Genomic DNA, 24,248 nt, shown 5'->3' on the forward strand with positions numbered 1-24,248 from the left:
TTCAGTCCGTCAGCGTGGCCAACTCGGCACGCAGATTGCCTTGCGCCAGCGGTTCCCATTCGCGGCGCGCGTACTCGGTGCGAAACACACCAGGCCCGCCGAGCAGGGCCACCAGGACCTGCACGCGTCCGCGGCGAAACACATCGTCGGGCACGTGCTGGTACTCAGCGCGGATGGCCGCGGTGTTGCGCTCGTAGTGTTCCCTGGAAACGGCGAGGGCCGCCAGGTCCGCATCGGAGAGAACCTCGCCGTTGTGGTCGCCGGGCGCGGGGTCATGCGTAATGGTCAACCGCACCAGGCGCGCGACTTCGTCGACCAGTTGGGGTGCCAACCCCAGCCGCGACAGGTCCTGCTCGGCGCGGCGGGCGCTGCGCTCCTCGTCGTCGGGCAGCCCGGCGTACACCGCATCGTGGTACCAGGCGGCGAGGCGGACAGCGTCGGGATCGTCGGCGAATTCCGCCAGCTCCTCCACGTGGCTGAGAATGCCGCGCAGGTGCTCGACGGAGTGGTAGCGGCGGTGCGGTTCGGTCCAGGAGGCGACCAGGTCGCGTCCGACCGCGGCTACCGCCGGGTTGTCGATGTGCCGGGACAGCAGCGTCGCCCAGGCGTCAACCAGATCCTGCACATGACCATGGTGCACCGCCCCGCCGGCAAGAGCGAAGCGGCCTGGGTAAGTAAGCTTCCGGCGTGTCCGAAGTAGCCCCGTCGACGCCCCTGAGCCTCAAGACCCAGGTGGTGCGCTTCATCCTTACCGGCGGGCTGTCGGCGTGCGTGGATTTCGGGCTCTACGTGCTGTTTCTCAAGCTCGGGCTGCAGGTCAATGTGGCCAAAACGCTCAGCTTCATCGCCGGCACCACCACCGCCTATCTGATCAACCGGCGGTGGACGTTCCAGGCGCCGCCCAGTACGGCCCGGTTCATCGCCGTGATCGCCCTTTATGCGCTGACCTACGCGGTCCAGGTCGGCATCAATTACCTGTTCTACGTCAAGTTCGCCGGCCAGCCGTGGCAGGTCCCGGTGGCCTTCGTGATCGCGCAGGGCACCGCCACCGTCATCAACTTTGTAGTCCAGCGAGCAGTGATATTCCGGTTGAAGTAGTCCCGCCGGGTAACCTTTGGCACTGACATGGCTACCGAACTCCCCCTGACACAGCGTTCCCTCACCGGGTTCGGCCGGACCGCGCCGAGCGTGGCGCATGTCCTGTCGACCCCCGATGTGGAGGTGATCGCGGCCGCGGTCCGGCAGGTCGCCGACGCCGATTCCTCCAGCCCGTCCTACCTGCGCCGGGGCATCGTGGCGCGCGGGCTCGGCCGCTCCTACGGAGATCAAGCCGGCAACGGCGGCGGCATCGTCGTCGAGATGACGCGGCTGAACCGCATCCACTCCCTCTCCGCCGACACCGCCGTGGCCGACGTGGACGCCGGGGTGAGCCTGGACCAGCTGATGAAGGCCGCCCTTCCGTTCGGTCTGTGGGTCCCGGTTCTCCCGGGCACCCGGCAGGTGACCGTCGGTGGTGCCATCGGATCCGATATCCACGGCAAGAACCACCACAGCGCGGGCAGCTTCGGCAACCACGTGCTGTCGCTGGACTTGCTGATGGCCGACGGAGAAATCCGCACGCTGACGCCGGACGGCCCCGACAGCGAACTGTTCTGGGCCACCGTTGGCGGAAACGGCTTGACCGGCATCGTGATCCGGGCCCGCATCGCGATGACCCGCACCGAGACGGCCTACTTCATCGCCGACGGTATCGCCACCGCTGACCTGGACGAGACCATCGCGGTCCATCTGGACGGCAGCGAGGACAAGTACACCTATTCCAGCGCCTGGTTCGACCTGATCAATCCGCCGCCCAAGCTGGGACGCGCTGCGGTCAGCCGGGGCAGCCTGGCCAAACTCGATCAGCTGCCCAAGAAACTGGCCAAGGACCCGCTGAAATTCGATGCGCCGCAGCTACTGACGGTGCCCGACGTATTCCCGATCAGCGCCATGAACAAGCTGTCGTTCAGTGCCATCGGTGAGGTGTATTACCGCCTCGGCGGTACCTACCAGGGCAAGATCATGAACTTGTCGCAGTTTTACCACCTGCTCGACCTGGTCAGCGGTTGGAACAATGCTTATGGCCCAGCGGGTTTCGCCCAACACCAGTTCCTCGTGCCGCCCAATGCCCTGGACGAGTTCAAGGACATCATTCGGTGGATTCAGACCAGCGGGCACTACTCGGCGCTCAACGTCTTCAAACTGTTCGGCCCAGGTAACAAGGCTCCGCTGAGCTTCCCCATGGCCGGCTGGAACGTCGCGATGGACTTCCCGATGAAGCCCGGCGCCAATGAGTTCCTCAATGAACTCGACAAGCGGGCAATGGAATTCGGCGGTCGCGTCTACACCGCCAAGGACTCCCGGGTAAGCGCCGAGAGTTTCCACAGAATGTATCCGCGGATCGATGAATGGATTGCGGTGCGCCGCAAGGCCGATCCCCATGGCGTGTTTGCCTCCGATATGGCCCGCCGGCTCGAACTGCTGTAGAAAGGCATCCCCAACACCCATGATCGACGCCACCGGCAATCCGCAAACCATCCTGCTCTTGGGCGGCACCTCCGAGATCGGCCTGGCCATCGTCGAGCGCTATCTGCGCAACGCCAAAGCTCGGGTCATCCTGGCTGACCTGCCGAACGCGCCCAAGCGCGACCTCGCGATCACCCAACTGGAGGCTGTCGGCGCCAAGTCGGTTGAATACCTCGATTTCGACGCCCTCGACACCGCGAGCCACCCAGCCGTCATCGAATCCGCCTGGGCCAATGGCGATGTCGACGTGGCGATCGTCGCATTCGGCATCCTCGGCGATGCCGAAGAGCTGTGGCAGAACCAGGCCAAGGCGGTACTGAGCGCCCAGATCAACTACACCGCCGCCGTCTCGGTCGGCGTGCTGATCGGCGAGAAGATGCGCGCCCAGGGCTTCGGGCAGATCATCGCGATGTCATCGGTGGCCGGCGAACGAGTACGGCGCAATAACTTCGTCTACGGCTCCACCAAGGCCGGCTTGGACGGCTTCTACCTGGGACTCGGAGAAGCGCTGCGCGAGTTTGGCGTTCACGTGCTCGTGATCCGGCCGGGCCAGGTGCGCACCACCACCACCTTGGACCACTGGAAAGCCACCGGCGCCAAGGAAGCGCCCTTCACCGTGAACGCCGACGAGGTCGCCGAGCTGGCAGTGGCGTCCGCAGCCAAGGGCAAAGATTTGGTGTGGGCGCCCGGGCAGGTCCGCGTGCTGATGTCGGTGCTGCGGCACATCCCGCGGCCCATCTTCCGCAAGCTGCCGATCTAGCCCAACGCGATGAGGAGCGCGCTGGCCACCGCGGGCCAGATGATCGCGGCAGTTGCTGCGGCCGTGCTGGTTTCGACGATCGCACTGATCGCGATCTCCCGGGTCCAGTGGCCCGCCTTCCCGTCGTCGAACCAGCTGCACGCGCTGACCACCGTTGGACAGGTCGGTTGCCTGGTGTTGCTGCTGGGCACCGGATTCGTCTGGCGCAAGGGATATGAGTGGGTCGCACGCATCGCCGCCGCGGTGTTCCTGTCGGCGTTCACGGTGGTCACCCTGGGGATGCCACTGGGGGCGAGCCGGCTCTACCTCTTCGGTATCTCAGTCGATCAGCAGTTCCGCACCGAATACCTCACCCGGCTCACCGAGAGCCCGGCGCTGCACGATATGACCTACATCGGCCTGCCGCCGTACTACCCGGCCGGGTGGTTCTGGCTCGGCGGCCGGGCCGCCGCCCTGACCGGCACACCGGCCTGGGAGATGTTCAAGCCGTGGGCCATTGTCTCCATCGCGATCGCCGTGGTGCTGGCGATGACGCTATGGTCGGCGCTCATCCGGTTCGAGTACGCGCTGATCGTCACCGTCGCCACCACCGCGGTGACCCTGGCCTACAGCTCAACGGAGCCTTACGCAGCCGTCATCACCGTCCTCATCCCGCCGGTGCTGGTGCTGGCGTGGTCGGGACTGCGCGGTGGGACGCGGGGGGGCGGCTGGGCGGCCGTGGCCGGCGTCGGGCTGTTCCTCGGTGTCTCCGCCACCTTCTACACCCTGCTGTTCGGCTATGCCGCCTTCACCGTGGCTGTGATGGCCGCCGCTGTAGCGGTCGCGCGACGCAGCGCCGAACCGCTGCTGCGGCTCGCGGTCATTGCCGTCATCACTGGAGCTATCGCAGCAATCACTTGGCTGCCGTTCCTGGTGTACGCGACGAGCCACCCGATGAGCGGCGCCGGCAGTGCAAACCACTACCTGCCCGCCGACGGCGCGGTGCTGACGTTCCCGATGCTGCAGTTCTCACTGCTCGGTGCGCTGTGCATGCTCGGGACGCTGTGGTTGGTGTGGCGGGCCAGCACGTCGGTACGGGCCACCGCACTGGGGATCGGCGTGCTGACGGTCTACGCCTGGTCGGCGCTGTCGATGCTGACCACCCTGCTCGGCACCACCCTGCTGTCCTTCCGGCTGCAACCGACGCTGACCGTGCTGCTGTCGGCGGCCGGGGTGTTCGGCTTCCTCGAGGTGACACTCGCGCTCGCCGCACGAACCAGCCGCAAGGTCATCGGAGTCGGCGCCGCCATCGGGCTGATCGGCGCCATCGGCTTCAGCCAGGACATCCCCGACGTGCTGCGGCCGGACCTGACCGTCGCCTACACCGATACCGACGGCTACGGGCAGCGCGGCGATCGCCGACCGCCCGGAGCCGAGAAGTACTACGCCGAGGTCGACACCGCCATCCAGAAGGCGACCGGCCGGCCCCGCGAGGACACCGTCGTGCTGACCGCTGACTACAGCTTCCTGTCGTACTACCCCTATTACGGGTTCCAGGGCCTGACCTCGCACTACGCCAACCCGCTGGCCGAGTTCGACGAACGGGCCGCGGCCATCGAATCGTGGGCCGACCTGAAGAACGCCGATCAGCTGGTTCACGCGCTCGACACGCTGCCCTGGCAGCCGCCGACGGTCTTCCTGATGCGCCGCGGCGGCGCGGCTGGTTCATCGGACACCTACACGCTGCGACTGGCCCAGGACGTCTACCCCAACCAGCCCAACGTGCGCCGCTACGTCGTCGACTTCGACAGCAAGCTGTTCAGCGGACCGCACTTCACCGTCAAGACGATCGGGCCTTTCGTGCTGGCCATCCGGAATGCATAGCGTGGACCTCCCGGGCGGCCAATTACCATCTAGCTCCGTGGAACAGACGCGGGCCCAAGATGACCTGCAGGTCAAGTACCGGACCGCCCGTCTCGTCGCCGTCATCGCCGGGCTGCTGGGCGCCGCGCTGGCGATCCTGACACCACTATTGCCGGTCAAGCAGACCACCGCGCAGCTGAACTGGCCGCAAAACGGTGTGCTCAACAGCGTCACAGCGCCCCTGATCAGCTACGTGGCAACCGACCTGACCATCGACGTGCCGTGCAGCGCGGCCGCGGGCCTGGACAGCCCCGCCAAGACGGTGTTGTTGTCGACAGTCCCCAAGCAGGCACCCAAGGCCGTTGACCGCGGTCTGTTGATCCAGCGCGCCAACGACGATCTCGTCGTCGTGGTCCGCAACACCCCGGTCGTGGTCGCGCCGCTCAAGCAGGTACTCGGCCCGGCGTGCCAGAAGCTGACGTTCACCGCCCACGCCGACCGGGTGACCGCCGAATTCGTCGGCCTCACCCAGGGGCCGGACGCCGACGATCCCGGCGCCCCGCTGAAGGGTGAGCGCAGCGGCTACGACTTCCGGCCCCAGATCGTCGGCGTCTTCACCGACCTGACCGGCCCGGCGCCGCCCGGGCTGAGTCTGTCGGCCACCATCGACACCCGCTACAGCAGCGCGCCAACGGCACTCAAGATGGCCGCGATGGTGCTCGGCGCCGCGATGACGCTCATCGCGCTGGTCGCCCTGCACCTCCTGGACGGTGCCGACGGAGTACGCCAGCGGCGCTTCCTGCCGTCGCGCTGGTGGTCGGTGAGCGCCCTGGACGGAGTGGTGTTCGCCGTTCTGTTGTGGTGGCACTTCGTCGGAGCCAACACCTCCGACGACGGCTACATCCTCACCATGGCCAAGGTGTCCGAGCACGCCGGCTACATGGCCAACTATTACCGCTGGTTCGGCACGCCTGAGGCACCGTTCGGCTGGTACTACGACCTGCTCGCGCTGTGGGCGCACGTCTCCACCAGCAGCATCTGGATGCGGCTGCCGACGCTGGCCATGGCACTGGTGTGCTGGTGGCTGATCAGCCGCGAGGTGATCCCCCGGCTCGGCCACGCGGTCAAAACCAGCCGCGCCGCCATCTGGACTGCCGCCGGCATGTTCCTGGTGTTCTGGCTGCCACTGAACAACGGCCTGCGGCCCGAACCGATCATCGCCCTCGGCATCCTGCTCACCTGGTGCTCGGTCGAACGCGGTGTGGCCACCAGCCGCCTGCTTCCCGTCGCGTTCGCCTGCATCATCGGCGCGCTGACGTTGTTCTCCGGGCCAACCGGCATCGCGTCGATCGGGGCGCTGCTGGTCGCAATCGGCCCGCTGCGCACGATCCTGCACCGCCGATCCCGCCAGTTCGGCCTGCTGCCGCTGCTGGCCCCGATCCTGGCCGCCGGAACAGTGACGATCATCCTGATCTTCCGCGACCAGACCCTGGTCGGCGAAGTGCAGGCTAACGTGCTGAAGTCTGCGGTCGGCCCAAGCCTGAGCTGGTTCGACGAACACATCCGCTACGAACGGCTGTTCATGGCCAGCCCGGACGGCTCGATCAGCCGCCGGTTCGCGGTGCTGGCCCTGCTCATCGCGCTCGCAGTCGTGGTGGCGATGATCCTGCGCCGCGGCCACATTCCCGGGACCGCGGCAGGTCCCAGTAAACGCATCATCGGGATCACGATCATCTCGTTCATCGCGATGATGTTCACCCCGACCAAGTGGACCCATCACTTCGGGGTGTTCGCCGGGCTGGCCGGCCCGCTGGGAGCACTGGCTGCCGTGGCCGTCACCGCGCACGTGCTGAGGTCCCGAAGAAACCGGGCGCTATTCGCCGCGGCAGTCCTGTTCATGACCGGTCTGTCGTTCGCCAGCGTCAACGGCTGGTGGTACGTGTCCAACTTCGGTGTGCCGTGGTCAAACCAGTTCCCCGAGTGGCACTTCGGCTTCACCACGATATTGCTCGGGCTGACTATCCTCACGTTGCTGGTGGCGGCCTGGTTCCACTTCTCCGGCGCTGACAACGGCACTACGGGGCAGACACACTGGTGGTCACGCATCGTGGGCTCACCGCTAGCGATCGTGGCCTGGCTGCTGGTGGTTTTCGAGGTGGGATCGCTGACCCTGGGGATGGCCCAACAGTGGCCGGCGTGGTCGGTCGGCCGCTCGAACCTGCAGGCCCTCACCGGTAAGACGTGTGGGCTGGCCGACGACGTGCTGGTCGAAGAGGACCCCAACGCCGGCATCCTGGCCCCGATCGCCGGGGTGTCGGTCGGTGACGCGCTCGGTGCGACGACGGCCGAAGGGTTCACCCCCGGCGGGATACCCGCCGACATCTCGGCCGACCCGGTGTCCGAACCTCCCGGGGGCGGCAACTTCGCCGACACCGACGGCGTGATCACCAGCAGCGAGGCCGGAACCGAGGGCGGGACCAACGCCGTAGGCGGGGTCAACGGTTCGCGCGCCCGGCTGCCCTACGGCCTGGACCCGGCGCGCACACCGGTGATGGGCAGCTGGCGCGCCGGCGTGCAACAGCCAGCTGTGCTGCGCTCGGCGTGGTACCGGCTGCCCACCGACTGGGCGTCCGCACCGCTGCTGGTGGTCGCGGCAGCCGGCCGGTTCGACCAGGACGAGGTGCAGGTGCAGTGGGCGACCGACCAGCAGGCAGCTGACGGGAAGCCCAGCGGCTCAATGGCTTTCGGTGATGTCGGCACCGCACCGGCGTGGCGGAACCTGCGCGCCCCGCTGGCCGCGATCCCGCGCGATGCCACGATGATCCGGCTGGTCGCCACCGATGACGACCTCTCACCCCAGCACTGGATCGCGCTGACTCCCCCGCGCATCCCGAAGCTGCGCACCCTGCAGGACGTCGTCGGGTCCCAGGATCCGGTGCTACTGGATTGGCTTGTCGGACTGGCCTTCCCGTGCCAGCGCCCGTTCGGCCACCAGTACGGCGTCATCGAGCCGCCGAAGTGGCGGATCCTGCCGGACCGGTTCGGCGCCGAAGCCAACTCGCCGGTGATGGACAATATCGGCGGCGGTCCGCTCGGCATCAGCGAGCTGCTGTTCCGCGCCACCTCGGTGCCGAGCTACCTGCGTGACGACTGGTTCCGGGACTGGGGCGCGCTGCAGCGGCTCAATCCGTTCTATCCCGAGGCGCGGCCGGCCCGGCTGGACCTGGGCACCGCCACCCGCACTGGGCTGTGGAGCCCGGCTCCACTACGACCGACCTAGGAATCCGGTGTCGAATCGCTCAGGTGCCCGCCGGCCTGCCGAACCCACTCACGTTCGTCGCCTACCATCGAGCCTCGTGCCAAGCGACAGACCCGACGCCAGCCGGATCGCCCGGCTCGTCGCCGTCATCGCAGGAATCCTCGGCGTGTTGTTGTGCGGCGTGGTGCCCCTGCTGCCCGTCACCCAGACCACCGCCACCATCGGTTGGCCGCAGGCAGCGGGTCCAGACGGCATGGTCAGCGATATCACCGCGCCGCTGGTCTCCGGCGCACCGCAGTCACTCGCCGTGACGATCCCCTGCCGGATCATCGCGACCCTGCCCACCGAGGGCGGCCTGGTGTTCTCGACCATCCCTCCTGCCGGTATCGACGCCAGCCGCAACGGGCTGTTCGTGCGCGCCAACGCCGCCACCGTCGTCGTCGCCTTCCGCGACACTGTCGCCGCGGTCGCCCCACGGCCCGCCATCGCGGCCGGCGGCTGCAGCGATCTACGCATTTGGGCCGGGGCCGCCGGGGTCGGGGCCGATTTCGTCGGCATACCCGGCGCAACCGGCACGCTGGCCCCCGAGAAGAAGCCGGCGGTCGACGGGATCTTCACGGATCTGAAGGTGGCCCCCCAACCGGGCCTGTCGGCACGCATCGACATCGACACCCGGTTCATCACCCACCCGGGCACACTCAAGATCGCGGTGATGGTGCTGGGTATCGCCTGCGTGGTCGCCTCGATGATTGCGCTCGCGATGCTGGACCGTGCCTCTGGTCGGCGGGTTCCGGGGGCGTGGCGACGTGTCCTTCGGGGCGGCCCAGGCACCTGGCTGGCCGATATCGGGGTGATCGGCGGGCTGCTGCTCTGGCATGTCATCGGCGCCATCTCCTCCGACGACGGCTACAACCTCACCATCGCGCGAGTGTCCGGATCGGCCGGCTACACCGCCAACTACTTCCGCTATTTCGGAGCCACCGAGGCACCGTTCGACTGGTACCAGTCAGTGCTTGCCCACCTCGCGACGATCAGTACCGCCGGAGTGTGGATGCGGCTACCCGCCACCGCCGCCGGTATCGGCACCTGGCTGATTCTGAGCCGCTGGGTGCTGCCGCGGCTGGGCAGGCGGTTGGCGCTCAACAGGGTCACGGTGTGGACCGCCGCCGCGGTGTTCCTGGCTGCCTGGTTGCCGTTCAACAACGGGCTGCGCCCCGAACCGTTGATCGCCTTCGGCGCACTGGCAGCGTGGATCCTGGTCGAGCACGCGATCGCCACCCGGCGGCTGGTCCCGGCGGCCATCGCGATCGTCGTCGCGGTCTTCAGTGTGACGCTCGCCCCGCAGGGCCTGATCGCGATCGCGCCACTGCTGGTGGGTGCGCGCGCCATCGCCCGCGTGATCAGGGCCCGCCGCGCGCAAGACGGTCTAGTTGCCCCGCTGGCCACGCTGGCCGCCTCGCTGTCGGTCATCTTCGTCGTGGTCTTCCGTGACCAGACCCTGGCCGCGGTCGCCGAGTCCGCACGCATCAAATATGTTGTCGGGCCGACGATCGCCTGGTACCAGGACTTCCTGCGGTATTACTTCCTCACCGTCGAAGACAATGTGGAGAGCTCGCTGACCCGCCGCTTCGCCGTGCTGGTGATGCTGCTGTGCCTGTTCGGGATGCTGACCGTGCTGCTGCGCCGCGGTCACATCCCGGGCGTCGCAGGAGGTCCGGTGTGGCGGCTCATCGGCTCGACCGCGATCGGCCTGCTGCTGTTGACCTTCACCCCCACCAAGTGGGCCGTCCAGTTCGGCGGGTTCGCCGGGCTGGCGGGCGCGCTCGGCGGGGTCACCGCGTTCGCATTCGCCCGGGTCGGCTTGCACAGCCGACGCAACCTGGCGCTGTACGTCACCGCATTGCTCTTCGTGCTGGCGTGGGCGACCTCGGGCACCAACGGCTGGTTCTATGTCGGCAGCTATGGGGTGCCGTGGTTCGACCGTCAGCCGGTGATCGCCCACCAGCCCGTGACGACCATGTTCCTGGCGCTGGCGATCCTGACCGGTCTGATCGCGGGATGGCTGCACTTCCGGATGGACTACAGCGGCCACACCGAGGTCAAGAACACCGGCCGCAACCGGGCGCTGGCCTCCACGCCGCTGCTGGTGGTCGCGCTCATCATGGTGCTGCTCGAGGTCGGCTCGATGACCAAGGCCTTCGCCCAGCGCTACCCCGTGTACACCACCGCGGCGGCCAACCTGTCCGCACTGCAGTCGGGACTGTCCACGGCAAGCTGTGCGATGGCCGACGCCGTCCTGGTCGAGCCGGATCCGAATGCCGGTATGCTGCAACCGGTTCCGGGCCAGAAATGGGGCGAGTACGGTCCGCTCGGCGGCGAGAACCCGGTTGGCTTCACCCCTAATGGGATCAGCGACACCCTCGAGCCGGCTGAACCGTTCGTGGCCAACCCCGGCACCGTCAACTCCGACGGCTCACCCAACAAGCCCAATGCCGGTATCGCCTTCGCCGCGGGTACCGGCGGTGGCTACGGACCGGTCGGGGTCAACGGGTCGCGGGTGTTCCTGCCGTTCGGATTGGACCCCAAGACCACGCCGGTGATGGGCAGCGCAGGCGAGAACACCGTTGCGGCCAAGGCGACTTCGGCCTGGTACCAACTGCCCCCGCGCAGCCCGGACCGACCGCTGGTCACGGTCGCCGCGGCCGGGGCAATCTGGTTCTACGACGAAGAGGGCCAGTTCAACTATGGACAATCACTGAAACTGCAGTGGGGTGTGCAGCGTCCCGATGGCAGCTTCCAGGCGCTGAACTCGGTACAGCCCATCGACGTGATCGCCCAAAAGGCTTGGCGCAATCTGCGATTCCCGATGGCCTGGGCGCCACCGGAGGCCAACGTCGCGCGTATCGTCGCCGACGACCCGAACCTGAGCACCGACCAGTGGTTCGGCTTCACCCCGCCTCGGGTACCGGTGCTGCAGACCGCCCAGCAATTCCTCGGCTCGCAGACTCCGGTGATGATGGACATCGCCACCGCGGCGAATTTCCCATGCCAGCGGCCGTTCGCCGAACACCTCGGCGTGGCCGAGCTCCCGGAGTACCGGATCCTGCCGAACCTCAAACAGGTGGTGGTGTCGAGCAATATGTGGCTGTCCGCCCGCGCCGGTGGGCCTTTCCTGTTCATCCAGGGCCTGCTGACCACCGCGACCGTCCCGACGTATCTGCGGGGCGACTGGTACCGCGACTGGGGCGCCATTGAGCGCTACATCCGCCTGGTCCCGTCGGCGCAGGCTCCCGATGCCGTCATCGACCAGGGCACCAAGACGGTATTCGGCTGGAGCCGAAGCGGACCCATCAGGGCACTGCCATGACACAGACGCTCGCCGCCAATGCCCGCGACTCGGCCCGTGATGTGAGAATCACCCGCTGGGTGGCCACGATCGCCGGGCTGGTGGGTTTCGTGCTCTCCGTGCTGACCCCGCTGTTACCGGTGGAGCAGACCACCGCGACGCTGAACTGGCCGCAGGCCGGTCAGCTGAGCAATGTCACGTCCCCGTTGATCTCGCAAGCGCCGGTGTCGCTGACGGCGACCGTGCCCTGCGAGCTGATCCGGTCCATGCCGCCCGCAGGCGGCTTGGTGCTGGGGCTAGCGCCCCAGAAAGGCAAAGAGGCGGCGCTGAATTCGTTGTTCGTCAACGTGAGCACGCAGCGCGTCGACATCACCGACCGCAATGTCGTGGTCGCCAGCGTCCCGCGCTCCCGGATCGACGGCTGCTCGCGCCTCGAGATCAGCTCCAACACCGACGGGACGTTCGCCACCTTCGTGGGCTTGACTGATCCCACGACCGGCAAAGAGATGCGCAGCGGATTCGCCGATCCCAACCTGCGGCCCGCAATCGTCGGGGTCTTCACCGACCTGACCGGCCCGGCACCGCCCGGACTGAGCTTCTCCGCGACCATCGATACCCGGTTCTCTTCCACACCAACGGCTTTGAAGTTGGCGGCGATGTTGCTGGCCATGACCGCCACGGTGATCGCCCTGCTGGCGCTGTGGCGGCTGGATCGGCTCGACGGACGCCGTATGCACGCCTGGATCCCGCAGCGTTGGCGGACGTTCACCGCCGTCGACGTGACCGTGGTGGCCGGTTTCCTGGTGTGGCACGTGATCGGCGCCAACTCCTCCGACGACGGCTACATCCTGCAGATGGCCCGGGTTGCCGACCACGCCGGCTACATGTCGAACTACTTCCGCTGGTTCGGCAGCCCCGAAGACCCGTTCGGCTGGTTTTACAACGTGCTGGCGCTGATGACCCATGTCAGCGATGCCAGCATCTGGATGCGGTTGCCGGACTTGATCTGTGCGCTGGTCTGCTGGCTGCTGCTGTCCCGTGAGGTGCTGCCCCGGCTGGGCCCTGCGGTGATCGCCAGCAGGCCCGCCCTGTGGGCGGCCGGGCTGGTGTTGATGGCAGCGTGGATGCCGTTCAACAACGGCCTGCGACCCGAAGGTCAGATCGCCACCGGGGCACTGATCACCTACGTTCTCATCGAGCGGGCCGTCATCTCCGGCCGCTTGACCCCGGCCGCGCTCGCCATCATCAGCGCCGCATTCACCCTCGGCATCCAGCCGACCGGTCTGATCGCGGTCGCCGCGCTGATCGCCGGTGGACGTCCGATCCTGCGCATCCTGGTGCGCCGCCGCGCGGTGGTGGGTACCTGGCCGCTGGTACTGCCACTACTGGCCGCGGGCACCATCATCCTGACCGTGGTCTTCGCCGACCAAACCCTGGCAACAGTGTTGGAAGCGACCAGGATTCGCACCGATATCGGGCCCAGCCAGGCCTGGTACACCGAGAACCTGCGCTATTACTACCTGATCCTGCCGACCGTGGACGGCTCGCTGTCGCGACGATTCGGATTCCTGGTCACCGCCCTGTCGCTATTCGTGTCGATGTTCATCATGTTGCGCCGCAAGCGCGTTCCCGGGGTGGCCCGCGGCCCGGCCTGGCGGCTGATGGGTGTCATCTTCGCGACGGTGTTCTTCCTGATGTTCACCCCGACCAAATGGGTGCACCACTTCGGCCTGTTCGCCGCCGTCGGCGCGGCCATGGCGGCGCTGGCCACCGTGCTGGTTTCGCCCAAGGTGCTGCGCTGGTCGCGCAACCGGATGACCGTCGTCACCGCGGTGCTCTTCGTGCTGGCGCTGTGTTTCGCGACGACCAACGGCTGGTGGTACGTCTCCAGCTACGGTGTGCCGTTCAACAATGCGATGCCGCGGATCGGCGGAATCACCGTCAGCACAATCTTCTTCTTCCTGTTCGTTGTCTCGGCCCTCTGCACCCTCTGGCTGCACTTCAACTCCCGCGACCACGGTGAGGGCCGCATCGCGCGCGCCGTCACGGCCGCGCCGATCCCGCTGGCCGCCGGGTTCATGGTGCTGGTGTTCATCGGCTCGATGGCCGCGGGCGTGGTGCGCCAGTACCCGACCTACTCCAACGCGTGGGCCAATTTGCGGTCGTTCTCCGGCGGCTGCGGACTGGCCGACGACGTGCTGGTCGAACCGGACGCCAACGCCGGATTCCTGGCCCCGCTGCCCGGGGATTACGGCCCGCTGGGACCACTTGGCGGCACCAATCCGATCGGGTTCACCCCCAGCGGCGTTCCCGAACACATTGTCGCCGAAGCGATTCGGATGACGAACCCACAGCCGGGCACCGATTACGACTGGGATCAGCCGATCAAGCTCGACACCCCGGGCATCAATGGATCGACCATCCCGCTGCCCTACGGCCTCGACCCGGCGCGGGTCCCACTGGCAGGCAGTTACGTCGCCGGCCCGCAGCAGGACGCCACGCTGAACTCGGCGTGGTATCAGTTGCCGCCCAACGACAGTGGCCATCCGCTGGTCGTCGTCACCGCCGCGGGCACCATCGCCGGTCGCAGCGTGCTCAACGGCTTCACCGACGGCCAGACGGTGGAACTGGAATACGGCAAGCCCGGACCCAACGGCACCCCGGTGCCCGCCGGCCGGGTGAGCCCGTATGACCTCGGGCCGGCACCGTCATGGCGCAACCTGCGATTCGCCCGCTCCGAGATCCCCGCCGACGCCACCACCGTGCGGATCGTGGCCGCCGACCGGTCCCTGACCCCCGGCGACTGGCTCGCGGTGACCCCGCCGCGGGTACCCGAGCTGCGCTCGGTGCAGGAATACGTCGGCTCGACCCAGCCGGTCCTGATGGACTGGGCGGTGGGCCTGGCCTTCCCGTGCCAGCAGCCGATGCTGCACGCCAACGGCGTCACCGAGGTGCCGAAATTCCGGATCACGCCGGATTACGCCGCCAAGCGAGACAGCACCGACACCTGGGAAGACGGCCGCAACGGGGGCCTGCTCGGCATCACTGACCTTTTGCTGCGCGCTGATGTGATGGCGACCTACCTTTCCCATGACTGGGGGCGCGACTGGGGCTCGCTGCGCAGGTTCGAAACCATCGTCGAGGCGCAACCCGCGCAAATCGACTTGGGCACCGCCACCCGCAGCGGGCTGTGGAAGTCCGGGCCCATCCGGATCAAGCCCTGATCAAGCCTGGAGTGCAGTAGCCGGGTACTGACATCGCGACCTCCAGCTCCTGTCAGGGCGAAGCCATGGCACACAGCATCGCCGGTCGACTGAGGTCGGCCGCGGCCGCACTGATCGCCGCAGGCCTGGTCGTGACGGCCGCGACAACGAGCCTGCCAACAGGTCCACCCGCAGCCATGACGAAGCCCCCGATCTCCACCGCGGCCGTCCACCTGGTGGTCTTTCAGACACCGAGTGCCGCCGCCGGCGGGCAGCTACTGGCTGGCGCCGGTGCCGGATTCATCGGGGGGTTCGTGGTCGCCGGAGTGCTGGCACTCCAAGTGACCCGCATTCCGGTGGTAGGAGTGCTGTTCGTCCCCCTCGTACCGGTCGTGGCTATCGTTGGGGCAATCATCGGCACCCCGATCGGCCTGGTCGCAAGTGTGGTATTCGCGGTCAGAAGATTGCTGTCCGGCGCATCGCCGCCTGGGACGCCCGCAGCGGCGGTGCCGGCCGCCAGCCGGACGTCCGCCGCAGTGCCGCCGCAGCGCACTCACCAGCCCGGAGCCCGGTCCAATCGCCACAAAGCCGCAGCGCCGCAACAGCGTTCCTACCAGACACCAGCCGGTGCGAGCAGTGCTCGGCACACCGTTTCGAAGAGCATCACACGGCACTGAGCAGATGCTGGCCGGCAATACTCGGTAGACCGCACATCCGGCCGGACCGGATGGCACAATCCGCGGATGGCTGAAGACGCAGCAATCGTCGACCCGTTGATGCACGGCTTGCGCTCCAAGGGCCTCAAGAAGGGGTCGGTCTCCCTCGTGGGGGCGGTGGCGATCGGATTGGCGGCCACCGCGCCCGCCTACTCCCTGACGGGTGCGCTCGGGCATGGTGCCGAGGAGTCGGGCTATCAGCTGCCGATCGTCTTCATCCTCGCGGTCATTCCGATGTACTTCGTAGCACTGGCCTACAAGCATCTCACCGACGCCGCCCCGGATGCCGGGACCGTATTCACCTGGGGCTCCAAGGCGATCGCACCGCACATCGGCTGGATGGGTGGCTTCGCACTGGTGCTGTCGAGTATCCTCGCCGGCGTCGGCGCCGCGGGGATCTTGACCAATGCCGCCGCCGTGCTGTTCGGGATCGATGAGTCGCCGGTGTGGTTCGACATCATCGTCGCCACGATCTTCATCCTGCTGACCACGTGGCTGGTGGCCCGCGGCGCGGAGGAGTCATCCCGCACCACGCTGATCCTGACGATCATCCAATACGGCGGCCTGATCCTGTTCGCGGTCGTCATGCTGGTCGCGGTGTTTCGCGGCCAGCAGAGCCCGACCGCGGCGTCGTTCTCCTGGGAGTGGTTCAACCCGTTCGAAATCCACGACTTCAGCAGTCTGCTGGGCGGATTCCTGGTGGCGATCTTCATCTTCTGGGGCTTCGATGCGTCGCTGGCGATGTCCGAGGAGACCTCGGGATCGTCGGCGGATGCCGGCCGCAGCGGCGTCACCGCGATCCTGATCACCGTCGCCACCTATGTCATCTTCAGCGTGGCGGCGCTGTCGTTCGCGGGAATCGACCCGAACAGCGACACGAGCTTGACCCACGAGGGCAATGTCGACGACGTCTTCACCACCCTGGCCACCCAATCGATCGGCGAACGCGGCGCGATGCTGGCGGCGCTGGTGGTGGGGTTGTCCGCGTTCTCGGCCACGATGTCCACCGTCATGCCGACCGCCCGCGGACTGCTGTCAATGGCCACCTACAAGGCGCTGCCGGATCGGTTCGCATCCGTGAGCGAGGTGAGTTCGACACCGAAGTTCGCAACGTGGGTGATCGGTCTGACCAGCCTGGCGATCTACTGCGCGCTGGATGTGATCAGCGACAGCGTGGTGTCGGATTCGGTCTACAGCGTGGGCATCGCGATCATGACCTACTACTCCGTGGTGGCGATCTCCTCGGTGGTGTATTTCTGGCGCACCGCATTTCGGTCCTGGCGTACCGCCATGGGTCAGGTCATCCTGCCCGGCATCGGCGCGCTGATCCTCATCCCGGTGGGCATCGTCGAGGCCTACCTGATGGCCGACCCCAGTACCGGTTCGGGTGGGTCCCTCCTGGGAATCGGTACCGCATTCGTCGTCGGCGTGCTCAGCCTGGCGTTCGGCGTCGTACTGATGATCCTGTGGAACCTCAACGCACCGGCCTTCTTCCGCGGCCAGACGCTACCGAAGGAACGCACCTAGTGGCTAGTGGCACCCATCCTGCATCCAGCGCACCCACGGCCAGTGGCCCTTCCGGTCGCCAAGACCATTGGGCCCGTTCTGACGAGCCGGTGCCACCGTGAGCGTCTGAGTCGTGGTCTGGACTGACGTCGCGACCGAAGTTTCAATCTGCGTTGCCGTTTCGACGGTCTGCGACGCCTGCGTCTCGATGACCATCTGCTGTCGCTGCCCGCCACCCGAGCCGGAGTTGTACTGGTGATGCGTCGTCGCACCTTTGGACCCGCACGCCACTGCGCCCAGCACCACCAGAGCCGAGGACGATTCCAGCAACACGCCATCGCGTGTATTCACAGCGAACACGATCGGTTATCGCCGTGCGGAATCGGGCTGCGCCACAAGGTCAGAACTGCGTACATTCGGCTGTCAATAAAATCTTCGCCCCCTGCCAATTGTGCACAATGCTTGATGCAGAACCGTTTTCGTTACGTTACTACTCCCCCAGCGCGCGCCAAGCTGTTGGGCCCCTATAGATGCCAGGTGAGGGGGCCCTCGATGACCACATTCCCCTTGAGGCGGGTGCACGTTTCCCGGATGGCTTCGGCGAGGCGCACTGACGCCACATGCGCGAGTGCGGACAATTCGCGTGGCGCGAGCCCACGGCCGTCGGCGAATGGGGCCATGGTTATCAGGCGGTCGTAGATGCCATCAGCGATGGCTTGACTGATGATGTGGTCCTTAATGATGTCGGCGTCAATGATTCGGTACTCATCGCGACGCGGTGAGCCGGTAACTCGAACGGGTGGTTGCGCGCGATCCGTGGTAGCGGCGACGAAGCATCACTGAGCATCCGACGCGGGGTAGGTGTGCGATCGCGACGGTGAGGGTTCCATCACCACGATCAATGGTCTGCGGCACATCGTTTTACCGGGTATCCGCCGGATCGGCACACCGGTCGGCGATCCACGTCCACGACGTCGATGGTCAACCGTGCATACTCGGCGGGGCGATGACACCGATCTCGCTCGCCGCCGGAGTCAGCCTGACCGCAGCGACGACCGCCCCGTTGGCGGCAGTGCGCACCCCACCTGCCCCGCACGTCGTCACGCAGGCCGCGACACTCACCGCCAACCCGCTGCAGGAAGATCGGGGACTTTGCCACCAGGGTGGACACGACTCACCCGCTGCCTGTGGGGTCAAACCCTATCGCCCCGATCACCGAGCAGGTATCGCAAAGTGTGCTCACCTAGTCCGGCCAGCTTTGAGCGGTCGGGCCACCTGATTCCCGGCGAGATTTCAGCGCAGCTCAACAATCTCCAGACCGCGCTTCCCGCTGTTCAAGCACTCCTGATCGACGTCCCGGTCGCGATGCGCAACGCCAAGGCCCCCGCATCAGCCCCCACATCACAGCGGCCGACCACGCCCACACCAAGACCGGCGCTAGCCAGACCCGGAACCGGGCAGCAGCTTCTCCGGGAGCAGCGACCAGACCGTAGTCGAGGCCCCGGCCGTGACATGCGCACAGTAGGCGGGCGCACCCTTCTCGCTGACGGCTGCCGCGCCCATCACCGCACAGTTCGCACCGATCACCACGACGGGCAGGTCCATCCGGCCGGAGACCGCGGGCGGTGGTGACGCCGTCCGCGACGCCTGGGTGGTCGCGGCGGTGTTCACGTCGCCGTGGCCGAACAGCAGCGAAATCCCTGCCGCCGCGCCGGCGACGATGACGACGGCACCGAGAATGGCCGGGACCAACAGCCGACGACGCGATGACGTGGGCTCCGGTTTAGCGTGCCGCCGGCGGGCAGCCTTCACCGCGAGGGCCTGACTGGTCACGTCGCTAGCATGGTGAGCTCGTTCGGAGGTGCCCAGACCTTGCTGCAACGCTTGTGCGAAGTCGGCGCAACGCTTGTAGCGCTTGCCGGCATCCTTGGCCAACGCCTTGGCGAAAACCGGACTCAGACAAGCCAACTCGGGCCGCTTAGCGCCGATCGCCGGTGGATCAGAACTGAGGCACTGACTGATCACGATCGCCGGATTGGTGTGCGTGAACGGCGGCACGCCGGTCAGTAGATGGTAGGCGGTCGCAGCCAGTGCGTACTGGTCGGCGTGGCCGTCGACGTTCTCGCCCTTGAGCTGTTCGGGGGCGGCGTAGGCGACCGTGCCGACCGTCATATTGGTACCGGTCAGTTGGCTGGTCTGGCCCATCCACCGGGCGATGCCGAAGTCGGCCAACATGACCCGCTGATCGCCGGAGCCGGGAACCCCCAGCAGGATATTGGCGGGTTTGACGTCGCGGTGCAGCAGACCGTGCCCGTGCGCGTAGTCGAGTGCGTCGGCAATCCCGGTGATGATGCGCACGACCTCGTCGGGGGGCATTCCGTACGGATAGCGCTCGGCCAACAGACGAGAGGCGTCGGTTCCGTCGACATACTCCATCGCGATCCAGAGCTTGTCGTCGAACTCGCCGCGGTCGTAGATCGTGACGATGTGCGGGTTCGACAGCGTCGCCACCATGTCCGCCTCGAGGATGAACCGCTGCCGATACTCCTCATCGGAGCTCACCGCGGACCCGAGAACTTTGAGTGCGTCATACCGCGGCAGCCTGGGGTGCGAGGCGAGGTACACCTCACCCATACCTCCGGCCCCCAGTGTCCGCAGGATGGTGTAACCAGCAACGACCTGGCCGTCAGTTAACGGCATTGGGGCATCGTAAAGGGCGAGGGTGCCGATTATCGAACCGAAACAGTCACGGTAGGACGGTCGTAAATCACGCGGCTGCCCAGCAGGATGTCCTGCGCCGACCGTCGCTGCCGGTCGACAGCCACCCACAACAGTCCGACCGGGAACAACACGCATGCCACCGCCCGCAGGCCAGCGACCGGGATCCGCAGAGATTTGGCCCGCTTGTCCACCACGCGCACACCCAGCGCGACCGTGCCCACCGTCCGCCCGGATAGCGTCCAGCACCCGGTCAGGTACAGCACCGCCACCGTAAGCGTCACCGTGGTCGAGAAGATGAGATTGGGTTCGGGAAAGCGAAACGTCGCCGGGTTGAGGATCAGGGTGGTCAGCGCCAACCCCAGATAGAGCGCACCCATGGTGATGACGACGACAAGCATGTCAATGAGCGCGGCCAAACCTCGGGACACAATGCCGGCATTGGTCACCGGGATTCCTGGATTCCCGGCTCTCGCCCCAACATCCGGTCGACGAACCCGGAGATCATGTCGTCCGCACGGGCAGTCTGGCTGCGAACGTCGGTCATGACTTCGGCGGTGACACTTCCGGTGGACTCGCGGATGATCGCGGGCAGATCGACCCCGTCGATGATCTGGTTGGCCAGCCCGATCAAATCGATGCGCGCGATGATCGCCTCGATATCGACATCGGTCACGATCGCGTCGATGTCGAGCTGCTCCCGGATAAGTGTCGTCAGGTCGATCTGGGCGACGACGAGCTCGACGACCCGGGTCAGCGCCGCGACGCCGACCCGGGTGGCTTCCTCCCGGGTGGCTTGCAGCGGCCCACCGATCAGTGGCAGTCGTTCCCAGAACACGAGGGAATCCTAGTCAGGGCAAAGCCCCGGCGCGCCCCGCTCAATCCGTCGGGTCAGTTCATGTCCCAGGGTTCGCTATAGGTGGTGACGCTGTCACCGGCCTTGGAGATCAGCCGGGCGAAGGGGCGCAGCAACACACCCCCGGCGGCACCGGTGACGGTGCCGTGGGCGTTGGCCACCGCGACCGAGCCGTTGGGGCCGGAGACGTCCACCGAGAAGGTGGCGACTTCCGGTGAGCGTTCCTACCCGGAGTCAGAGAGATCGGCAAACATGGTGATAGACCGACGGCGTGGCACCAGCTGCGCGTTTAAGGCTCACGGCGCTAATAATCTCCGCGATCACATCAGGCGCCGACGGGTGGTGGTGCGCTCGCCTTCAGCGATGCCAGCGCGCCCTCACTCAGCCGGGCCAGCTCGTCAGCCTCGGCGGCGGTCAACGCCGATCGGTAGATCTGCGCCATCCGCCGGTTCGTCAGGTCCTCGACGTCGTCGTAGACGCCTCTCTTGTCGGCGGCCTCGACGAACGGTGGCTGCCAGCCCATGAACGCGGCGTAATCCGTGCCGTGGTTGAGGATGTGCGCCTCAACAGGACTCACACCGGAAATCGTGAGGGCATTGAAGTGCACCGCGGCGCGCAGTTCACGCAGCACCATCATCACCTGAAACGCCCGTGCGGGGGCGTCGTCGGCCAGCGGCATGGCCCGCCAACCCGCGTACAGCGGCAGGCCGGGTTCAGGCGCCTCCGCAATCACCTTCTCGCCGAGCGCGGCGATGCGATCTAGGCCCTCGGCCCCGCTCAGATACCTCCGGCCGAAGCCGGCGAGCTGTTCCCAGTACAGGCGGCAGCTCTCGGACGCATCGTGCACGGCGACGCCGTTTTCCCAGCATGACCGCGCGAGATTGGGTTCGAAGACCGCGAACACCGCGGTGACCGTGGTGCCAGTCGCGTCACCGAGCACACCGCCGCGGCCGGCGAAGTACGCGGCGAATGGGTCCGGGTAGCCGGCGGCCAAGCTTTTCTCGAAGGTGTCCGGATTCAGCATGAACACACTGATGGCCTCGCCAATGGCCGCCCCGGCGGCACGGATCGATTCGACGTCGATATCGCTCATGCGGGCTGAGCTTACGGACTGGGCTGAAGGTCGTACACGGTATCGGAGCCAACGGTTTTCGGCGAGAAGTTGGCCGCCACCCAGGCGGTGATATCGGCGTGCTGATTGCCGCGGCCGGGACCACCCTGGTTGCCGGGCGCGATGTAACAGCCGATCTCGCGGTTGGCGACGTCGGCCTGGAACGCAGCAGGGGAGGGAACCGGGTCGCTTCCACCGAATCCGCCGATCGCCATCACCGAGGTATTCGTCGCCAACTCCACACCAGCGGCCGCCGCCGATCCGTTGACCGCTGCCGACCAGGTGGTGTCCGTGCCCTGCAGGAGCGCGTCGAGTTCGGTGTTGTCACCGTCGTCTCCGTGCCGTCCGTGCCCACCATTTCGAGCCGCCTGCGCGGGCCCGACCTGAACGTTGCCGCCGGCGTGGGACGGGCCGATGGTCGCGAATGTGTATGCGGCCGATCCCATCCCGCCGGCAAGGATGCCCAGCGCCAGTCCGGCGATCGCCAGCCGCCGCCGAACAGTACGGCACCGCCTCGGATCAGATCGGTCCTCGGCGCACGGGCGCGTATCACCAAGACGAACACCAGACCGAGCAGCGCCGCGGGCAGCAGCCAGCCCATCTCGAACCCGAACTAACCGGTGAAAAGCTCTGTGATTCCTGGATCTTGCCGACCGAAGCCGCCGAAACCGCCGTGCTGCTGCAGCCCTTCGGGTGGGGCGGCCGCCCCCGGAGCCCCGGCCTGCTCGCGCCCGAGAATCCGCGCCAAGCCGTTGTAGCCGATGACCAGGTTCATGAAGTTGTTGTCGGTCGAGCCGGCCAGGTAGGGCCGGGACGACGTCGGCGCGACGAGCAGGTAGGCCAGCCCGAAGGCCGGCGCCACCATCAAGCCTTCCAGCATGTTGGCCAGGAATGCAAAACCCAGGGCCGCAACGGCTAACATCAGCCACTTGACGCTGGCCCGCTCCATCGCGCGGACAGCGCAGTACGCTCCGCACATCAGGTGGTTCCTGCGAGTCGTTGACTTGGGTCCATGGCATCCCTGCCGCACCCCCCGTGCACACGCCCACTTTGGCGCGCCTCCTAGTCTTGCCCTATGCGCCGACTCCTACCGGCCCTCGGCTGCTTAGCTCTGATCGCGGCCTGCGGGTCACCACCCGCCGAGGCACCCTCGTTCCGCACACCCCCGATGGGATGGAACTCGTGGAACTCCGGAATCCCGCTGAGCGAAAAGACTGTCGAGCAGACCATCGACGCGCTGGTGTCCTCCGGGATGCGCGACGCCGGATATCGGTACGTCAACCTCGACAATGGCTGGTCGGCCAGCCACCGCGACGCGGAGGGCAATCTGCAGGCTGATCCCAGCCGATTCCCCGGCGGCATCTCCGCTGTCGCGAAGTACGCCCACGACCACGGGATGCTGCTGGGCCTGTATGCCAGCCCAAGCTACGAACTGTGCGGGCTCGGGAAGGCCAATGCCAGCGCGGGCCACGAATCCGCCGACGCGGACACGTTCGCTCGCTGGGGCGTCGACTACCTGAAGTACGACTGGTGCAGCACCGATACCGACCATTCCGATCAGGTGCACGCCTTCACCGCGATGCGGGATGCGCTGCGCGCCACGGGAAGACATATCTTCTACAGCATCAACCCCAATGTTTCGGGCGACCCCGGCGCCAGGACCGACTACGACTGGTCGGGCATTGCCGATATGGCACGTAACACGATCGATCTGGTTCCGTTGTGGCGCAGCCATTTCGGGAAAAATGGTCCGGTGTTCGGGGTCCAAGAGCAGGTCGATGCTTCCGTCCCGCTGGCGTCGCACAGTCGGCCCGGCTATTTCAATGACCCCGACATGCTGGTCGCCGGGATCGCCTGGCCCAACTTCCTGAAAACCCATCAGGGTATGGCTGAGACCCTGGCGGGGCAGGTTGGGCCCAGCTTGACCGCAGACGAGCAACGCACCCACGTCTCACTGTGGGCGATGATGGCGGCACCGTTGTTGGCCGGCAACGATATTCGGTCGATGTCGGCGCAGACCCGCGATTTTCTCACCAACCGCGACATCATTGCCGTGGACCAGGACGGGCTCGCGGTGGCGGGCCGCCCGTTAGCCGGTGACCGCAGGGTCATGGTCAAGCCCCTCACCGGAGGCTCGATTGCCATCGCCATGGTGAACCCGGACTCACAACCGGCCTCGATCACGACCACCACGGCAGCCGTCGGGCTTTCCCCCGTCGCGTGCTACCGCGTGCGCGATCTGTGGACCCACACCGACGCCACAAGCGCCGGTGACCTTCGGGCAGGGCCGATCGCTCCGCACGCGACGGTGGTGCTGCGGGTCGATCCAGGCTGCGGCTAACCGGCTTTGGTCAGGGCGACGACGG

19 protein-coding genes and 1 pseudogene are annotated in these 24,248 nt (G+C 66.8%); 10 read left to right on the forward strand and 10 right to left on the reverse strand.

The genetic code is table 11. The features are described 5' to 3' along the window. Position 1 precedes the first annotated feature (1 nt). Positions 2–625 (reverse strand): HD domain-containing protein, encoded by a 624-nt coding sequence (locus tag G6N13_RS06650; protein ID WP_163695479.1) that lies wholly within the window; start codon positions 623–625, stop codon positions 2–4. Positions 626–687: 62 nt separating this feature from the next. Here G6N13_RS06650 and G6N13_RS06655 point away from each other — a divergent pair, with 62 nt between their 5' ends. The 9 genes from G6N13_RS06655 (at position 688) to G6N13_RS06695 (ending at position 17,218) form a co-directional block, all read left to right on the forward strand. Then, positions 688–1,098 (forward strand): GtrA family protein, encoded by a 411-nt coding sequence (locus tag G6N13_RS06655; RefSeq protein ID WP_163695482.1) that lies wholly within the window; start codon positions 688–690, stop codon positions 1,096–1,098. A 27-nt stretch (positions 1,099–1,125) separates the two neighbouring features. Next, the gene (locus G6N13_RS06660; protein ID WP_163695485.1) at positions 1,126–2,526 is read left to right on the forward strand and encodes a decaprenylphosphoryl-beta-D-ribose oxidase; all 1,401 of its coding nucleotides are present in this window, start codon (positions 1,126–1,128) and stop codon (positions 2,524–2,526) included. A 19-nt stretch (positions 2,527–2,545) separates the two neighbouring features. Continuing rightward, complete coding sequence (locus tag G6N13_RS06665) at positions 2,546–3,325, forward strand: decaprenylphospho-beta-D-erythro-pentofuranosid-2-ulose 2-reductase (protein ID WP_163695487.1); 780 nt, start codon at positions 2,546–2,548, stop codon at positions 3,323–3,325. 9 nt (positions 3,326–3,334) lie between these two features. Beyond that, a complete protein-coding gene (locus G6N13_RS06670) occupies positions 3,335–5,188 on the forward strand; it encodes a galactan 5-O-arabinofuranosyltransferase (RefSeq protein ID WP_163695489.1) in 1,854 nt (617 codons plus the stop codon). Further along, positions 5,181–8,447, forward strand: a complete 3,267-nt coding sequence (locus G6N13_RS06675) for an arabinosyltransferase domain-containing protein (protein WP_179965094.1) — start codon at positions 5,181–5,183, stop codon at positions 8,445–8,447. The genes G6N13_RS06670 and G6N13_RS06675 overlap by 8 nt, the downstream gene beginning before the upstream one ends. Positions 8,448–8,523: 76 nt before the next feature. Then, entirely contained in the window at positions 8,524–11,793 is a 3,270-nt protein-coding gene (locus G6N13_RS06680) for an arabinosyltransferase domain-containing protein (protein ID WP_163695492.1), read from the forward strand. Then, a complete protein-coding gene (locus G6N13_RS06685) occupies positions 11,790–14,996 on the forward strand; it encodes an arabinosyltransferase domain-containing protein (protein WP_163695494.1) in 3,207 nt (1,068 codons plus the stop codon). Before G6N13_RS06680 ends, G6N13_RS06685 begins: the two co-directional genes overlap by 4 nt. A gap of 65 nt (positions 14,997–15,061) precedes the next feature. Then, complete coding sequence (locus G6N13_RS06690) at positions 15,062–15,652, forward strand: hypothetical protein (RefSeq protein WP_163695497.1); 591 nt, start codon at positions 15,062–15,064, stop codon at positions 15,650–15,652. Positions 15,653–15,718: 66 nt separating this feature from the next. Beyond that, positions 15,719–17,218, forward strand: coding sequence for an APC family permease (locus G6N13_RS06695; RefSeq protein WP_163695500.1), 1,500 nt, complete (start codon positions 15,719–15,721; stop codon positions 17,216–17,218). Positions 17,219–17,221: 3 nt separating this feature from the next. Here G6N13_RS06695 and G6N13_RS06700 read toward each other — a convergent pair whose 3' ends face one another. The 9 genes and pseudogenes from G6N13_RS06700 to G6N13_RS24930 all read right to left on the reverse strand — a co-directional run bounded on the left by G6N13_RS06700 (position 17,222) and on the right by G6N13_RS24930 (position 22,861). Then, positions 17,222–17,548, reverse strand: a complete 327-nt coding sequence (locus G6N13_RS06700; RefSeq protein WP_163695502.1) for a hypothetical protein — start codon at positions 17,546–17,548, stop codon at positions 17,222–17,224. A gap of 630 nt (positions 17,549–18,178) precedes the next feature. After that, complete coding sequence (locus G6N13_RS06705; protein WP_163695503.1) at positions 18,179–18,319, reverse strand: hypothetical protein; 141 nt, start codon at positions 18,317–18,319, stop codon at positions 18,179–18,181. A 315-nt stretch (positions 18,320–18,634) separates the two neighbouring features. Beyond that, complete coding sequence (locus G6N13_RS06710; protein ID WP_163695506.1) at positions 18,635–19,897, reverse strand: serine/threonine-protein kinase; 1,263 nt, start codon at positions 19,895–19,897, stop codon at positions 18,635–18,637. Positions 19,898–19,926: 29 nt separating this feature from the next. Then, entirely contained in the window at positions 19,927–20,364 is a 438-nt protein-coding gene (locus G6N13_RS06715; RefSeq protein WP_163695511.1) for an RDD family protein, read from the reverse strand. Next, positions 20,361–20,753 carry a hypothetical protein gene (locus G6N13_RS06720; RefSeq protein WP_163695515.1) on the reverse strand — a complete coding sequence of 131 codons (393 nt, stop codon included), beginning with the start codon at positions 20,751–20,753 and terminating at the stop codon, positions 20,361–20,363. Before G6N13_RS06720 ends, G6N13_RS06715 begins: the two co-directional genes overlap by 4 nt. Before the next feature lie 53 nt (positions 20,754–20,806). Beyond that, positions 20,807–20,983, reverse strand: a pseudogene (locus G6N13_RS06725) (MspA family porin); the annotation flags it as partial. 113 nt (positions 20,984–21,096) lie between these two features. Beyond that, complete coding sequence (locus tag G6N13_RS06730; protein WP_163695518.1) at positions 21,097–21,864, reverse strand: SCO6745 family protein; 768 nt, start codon at positions 21,862–21,864, stop codon at positions 21,097–21,099. Between the two features lie 11 nt (positions 21,865–21,875). Further along, positions 21,876–22,328: a mannosyltransferase YkcB-related protein gene (locus G6N13_RS24925; RefSeq protein WP_163695521.1), complete on the reverse strand. Its 453-nt coding sequence runs from the start codon at positions 22,326–22,328 to the stop codon at positions 21,876–21,878. A gap of 167 nt (positions 22,329–22,495) precedes the next feature. Beyond that, a complete protein-coding gene (locus tag G6N13_RS24930) occupies positions 22,496–22,861 on the reverse strand; it encodes a glycosyltransferase family 39 protein (RefSeq protein ID WP_163695524.1) in 366 nt (121 codons plus the stop codon). Between the two features lie 96 nt (positions 22,862–22,957). On the opposite strand from G6N13_RS24930, the gene G6N13_RS06745 reads away from it, so the two are divergent. Continuing rightward, positions 22,958–24,223: a glycoside hydrolase family 27 protein gene (locus tag G6N13_RS06745; protein ID WP_163695527.1), complete on the forward strand. Its 1,266-nt coding sequence runs from the start codon at positions 22,958–22,960 to the stop codon at positions 24,221–24,223. Positions 24,224–24,248: the final 25 nt, after the last annotated feature.

This window comes from Mycolicibacterium sarraceniae (genome assembly GCF_010731875.1).
Lineage (GTDB): Bacteria > Actinomycetota > Actinomycetes > Mycobacteriales > Mycobacteriaceae > Mycobacterium > Mycobacterium sarraceniae.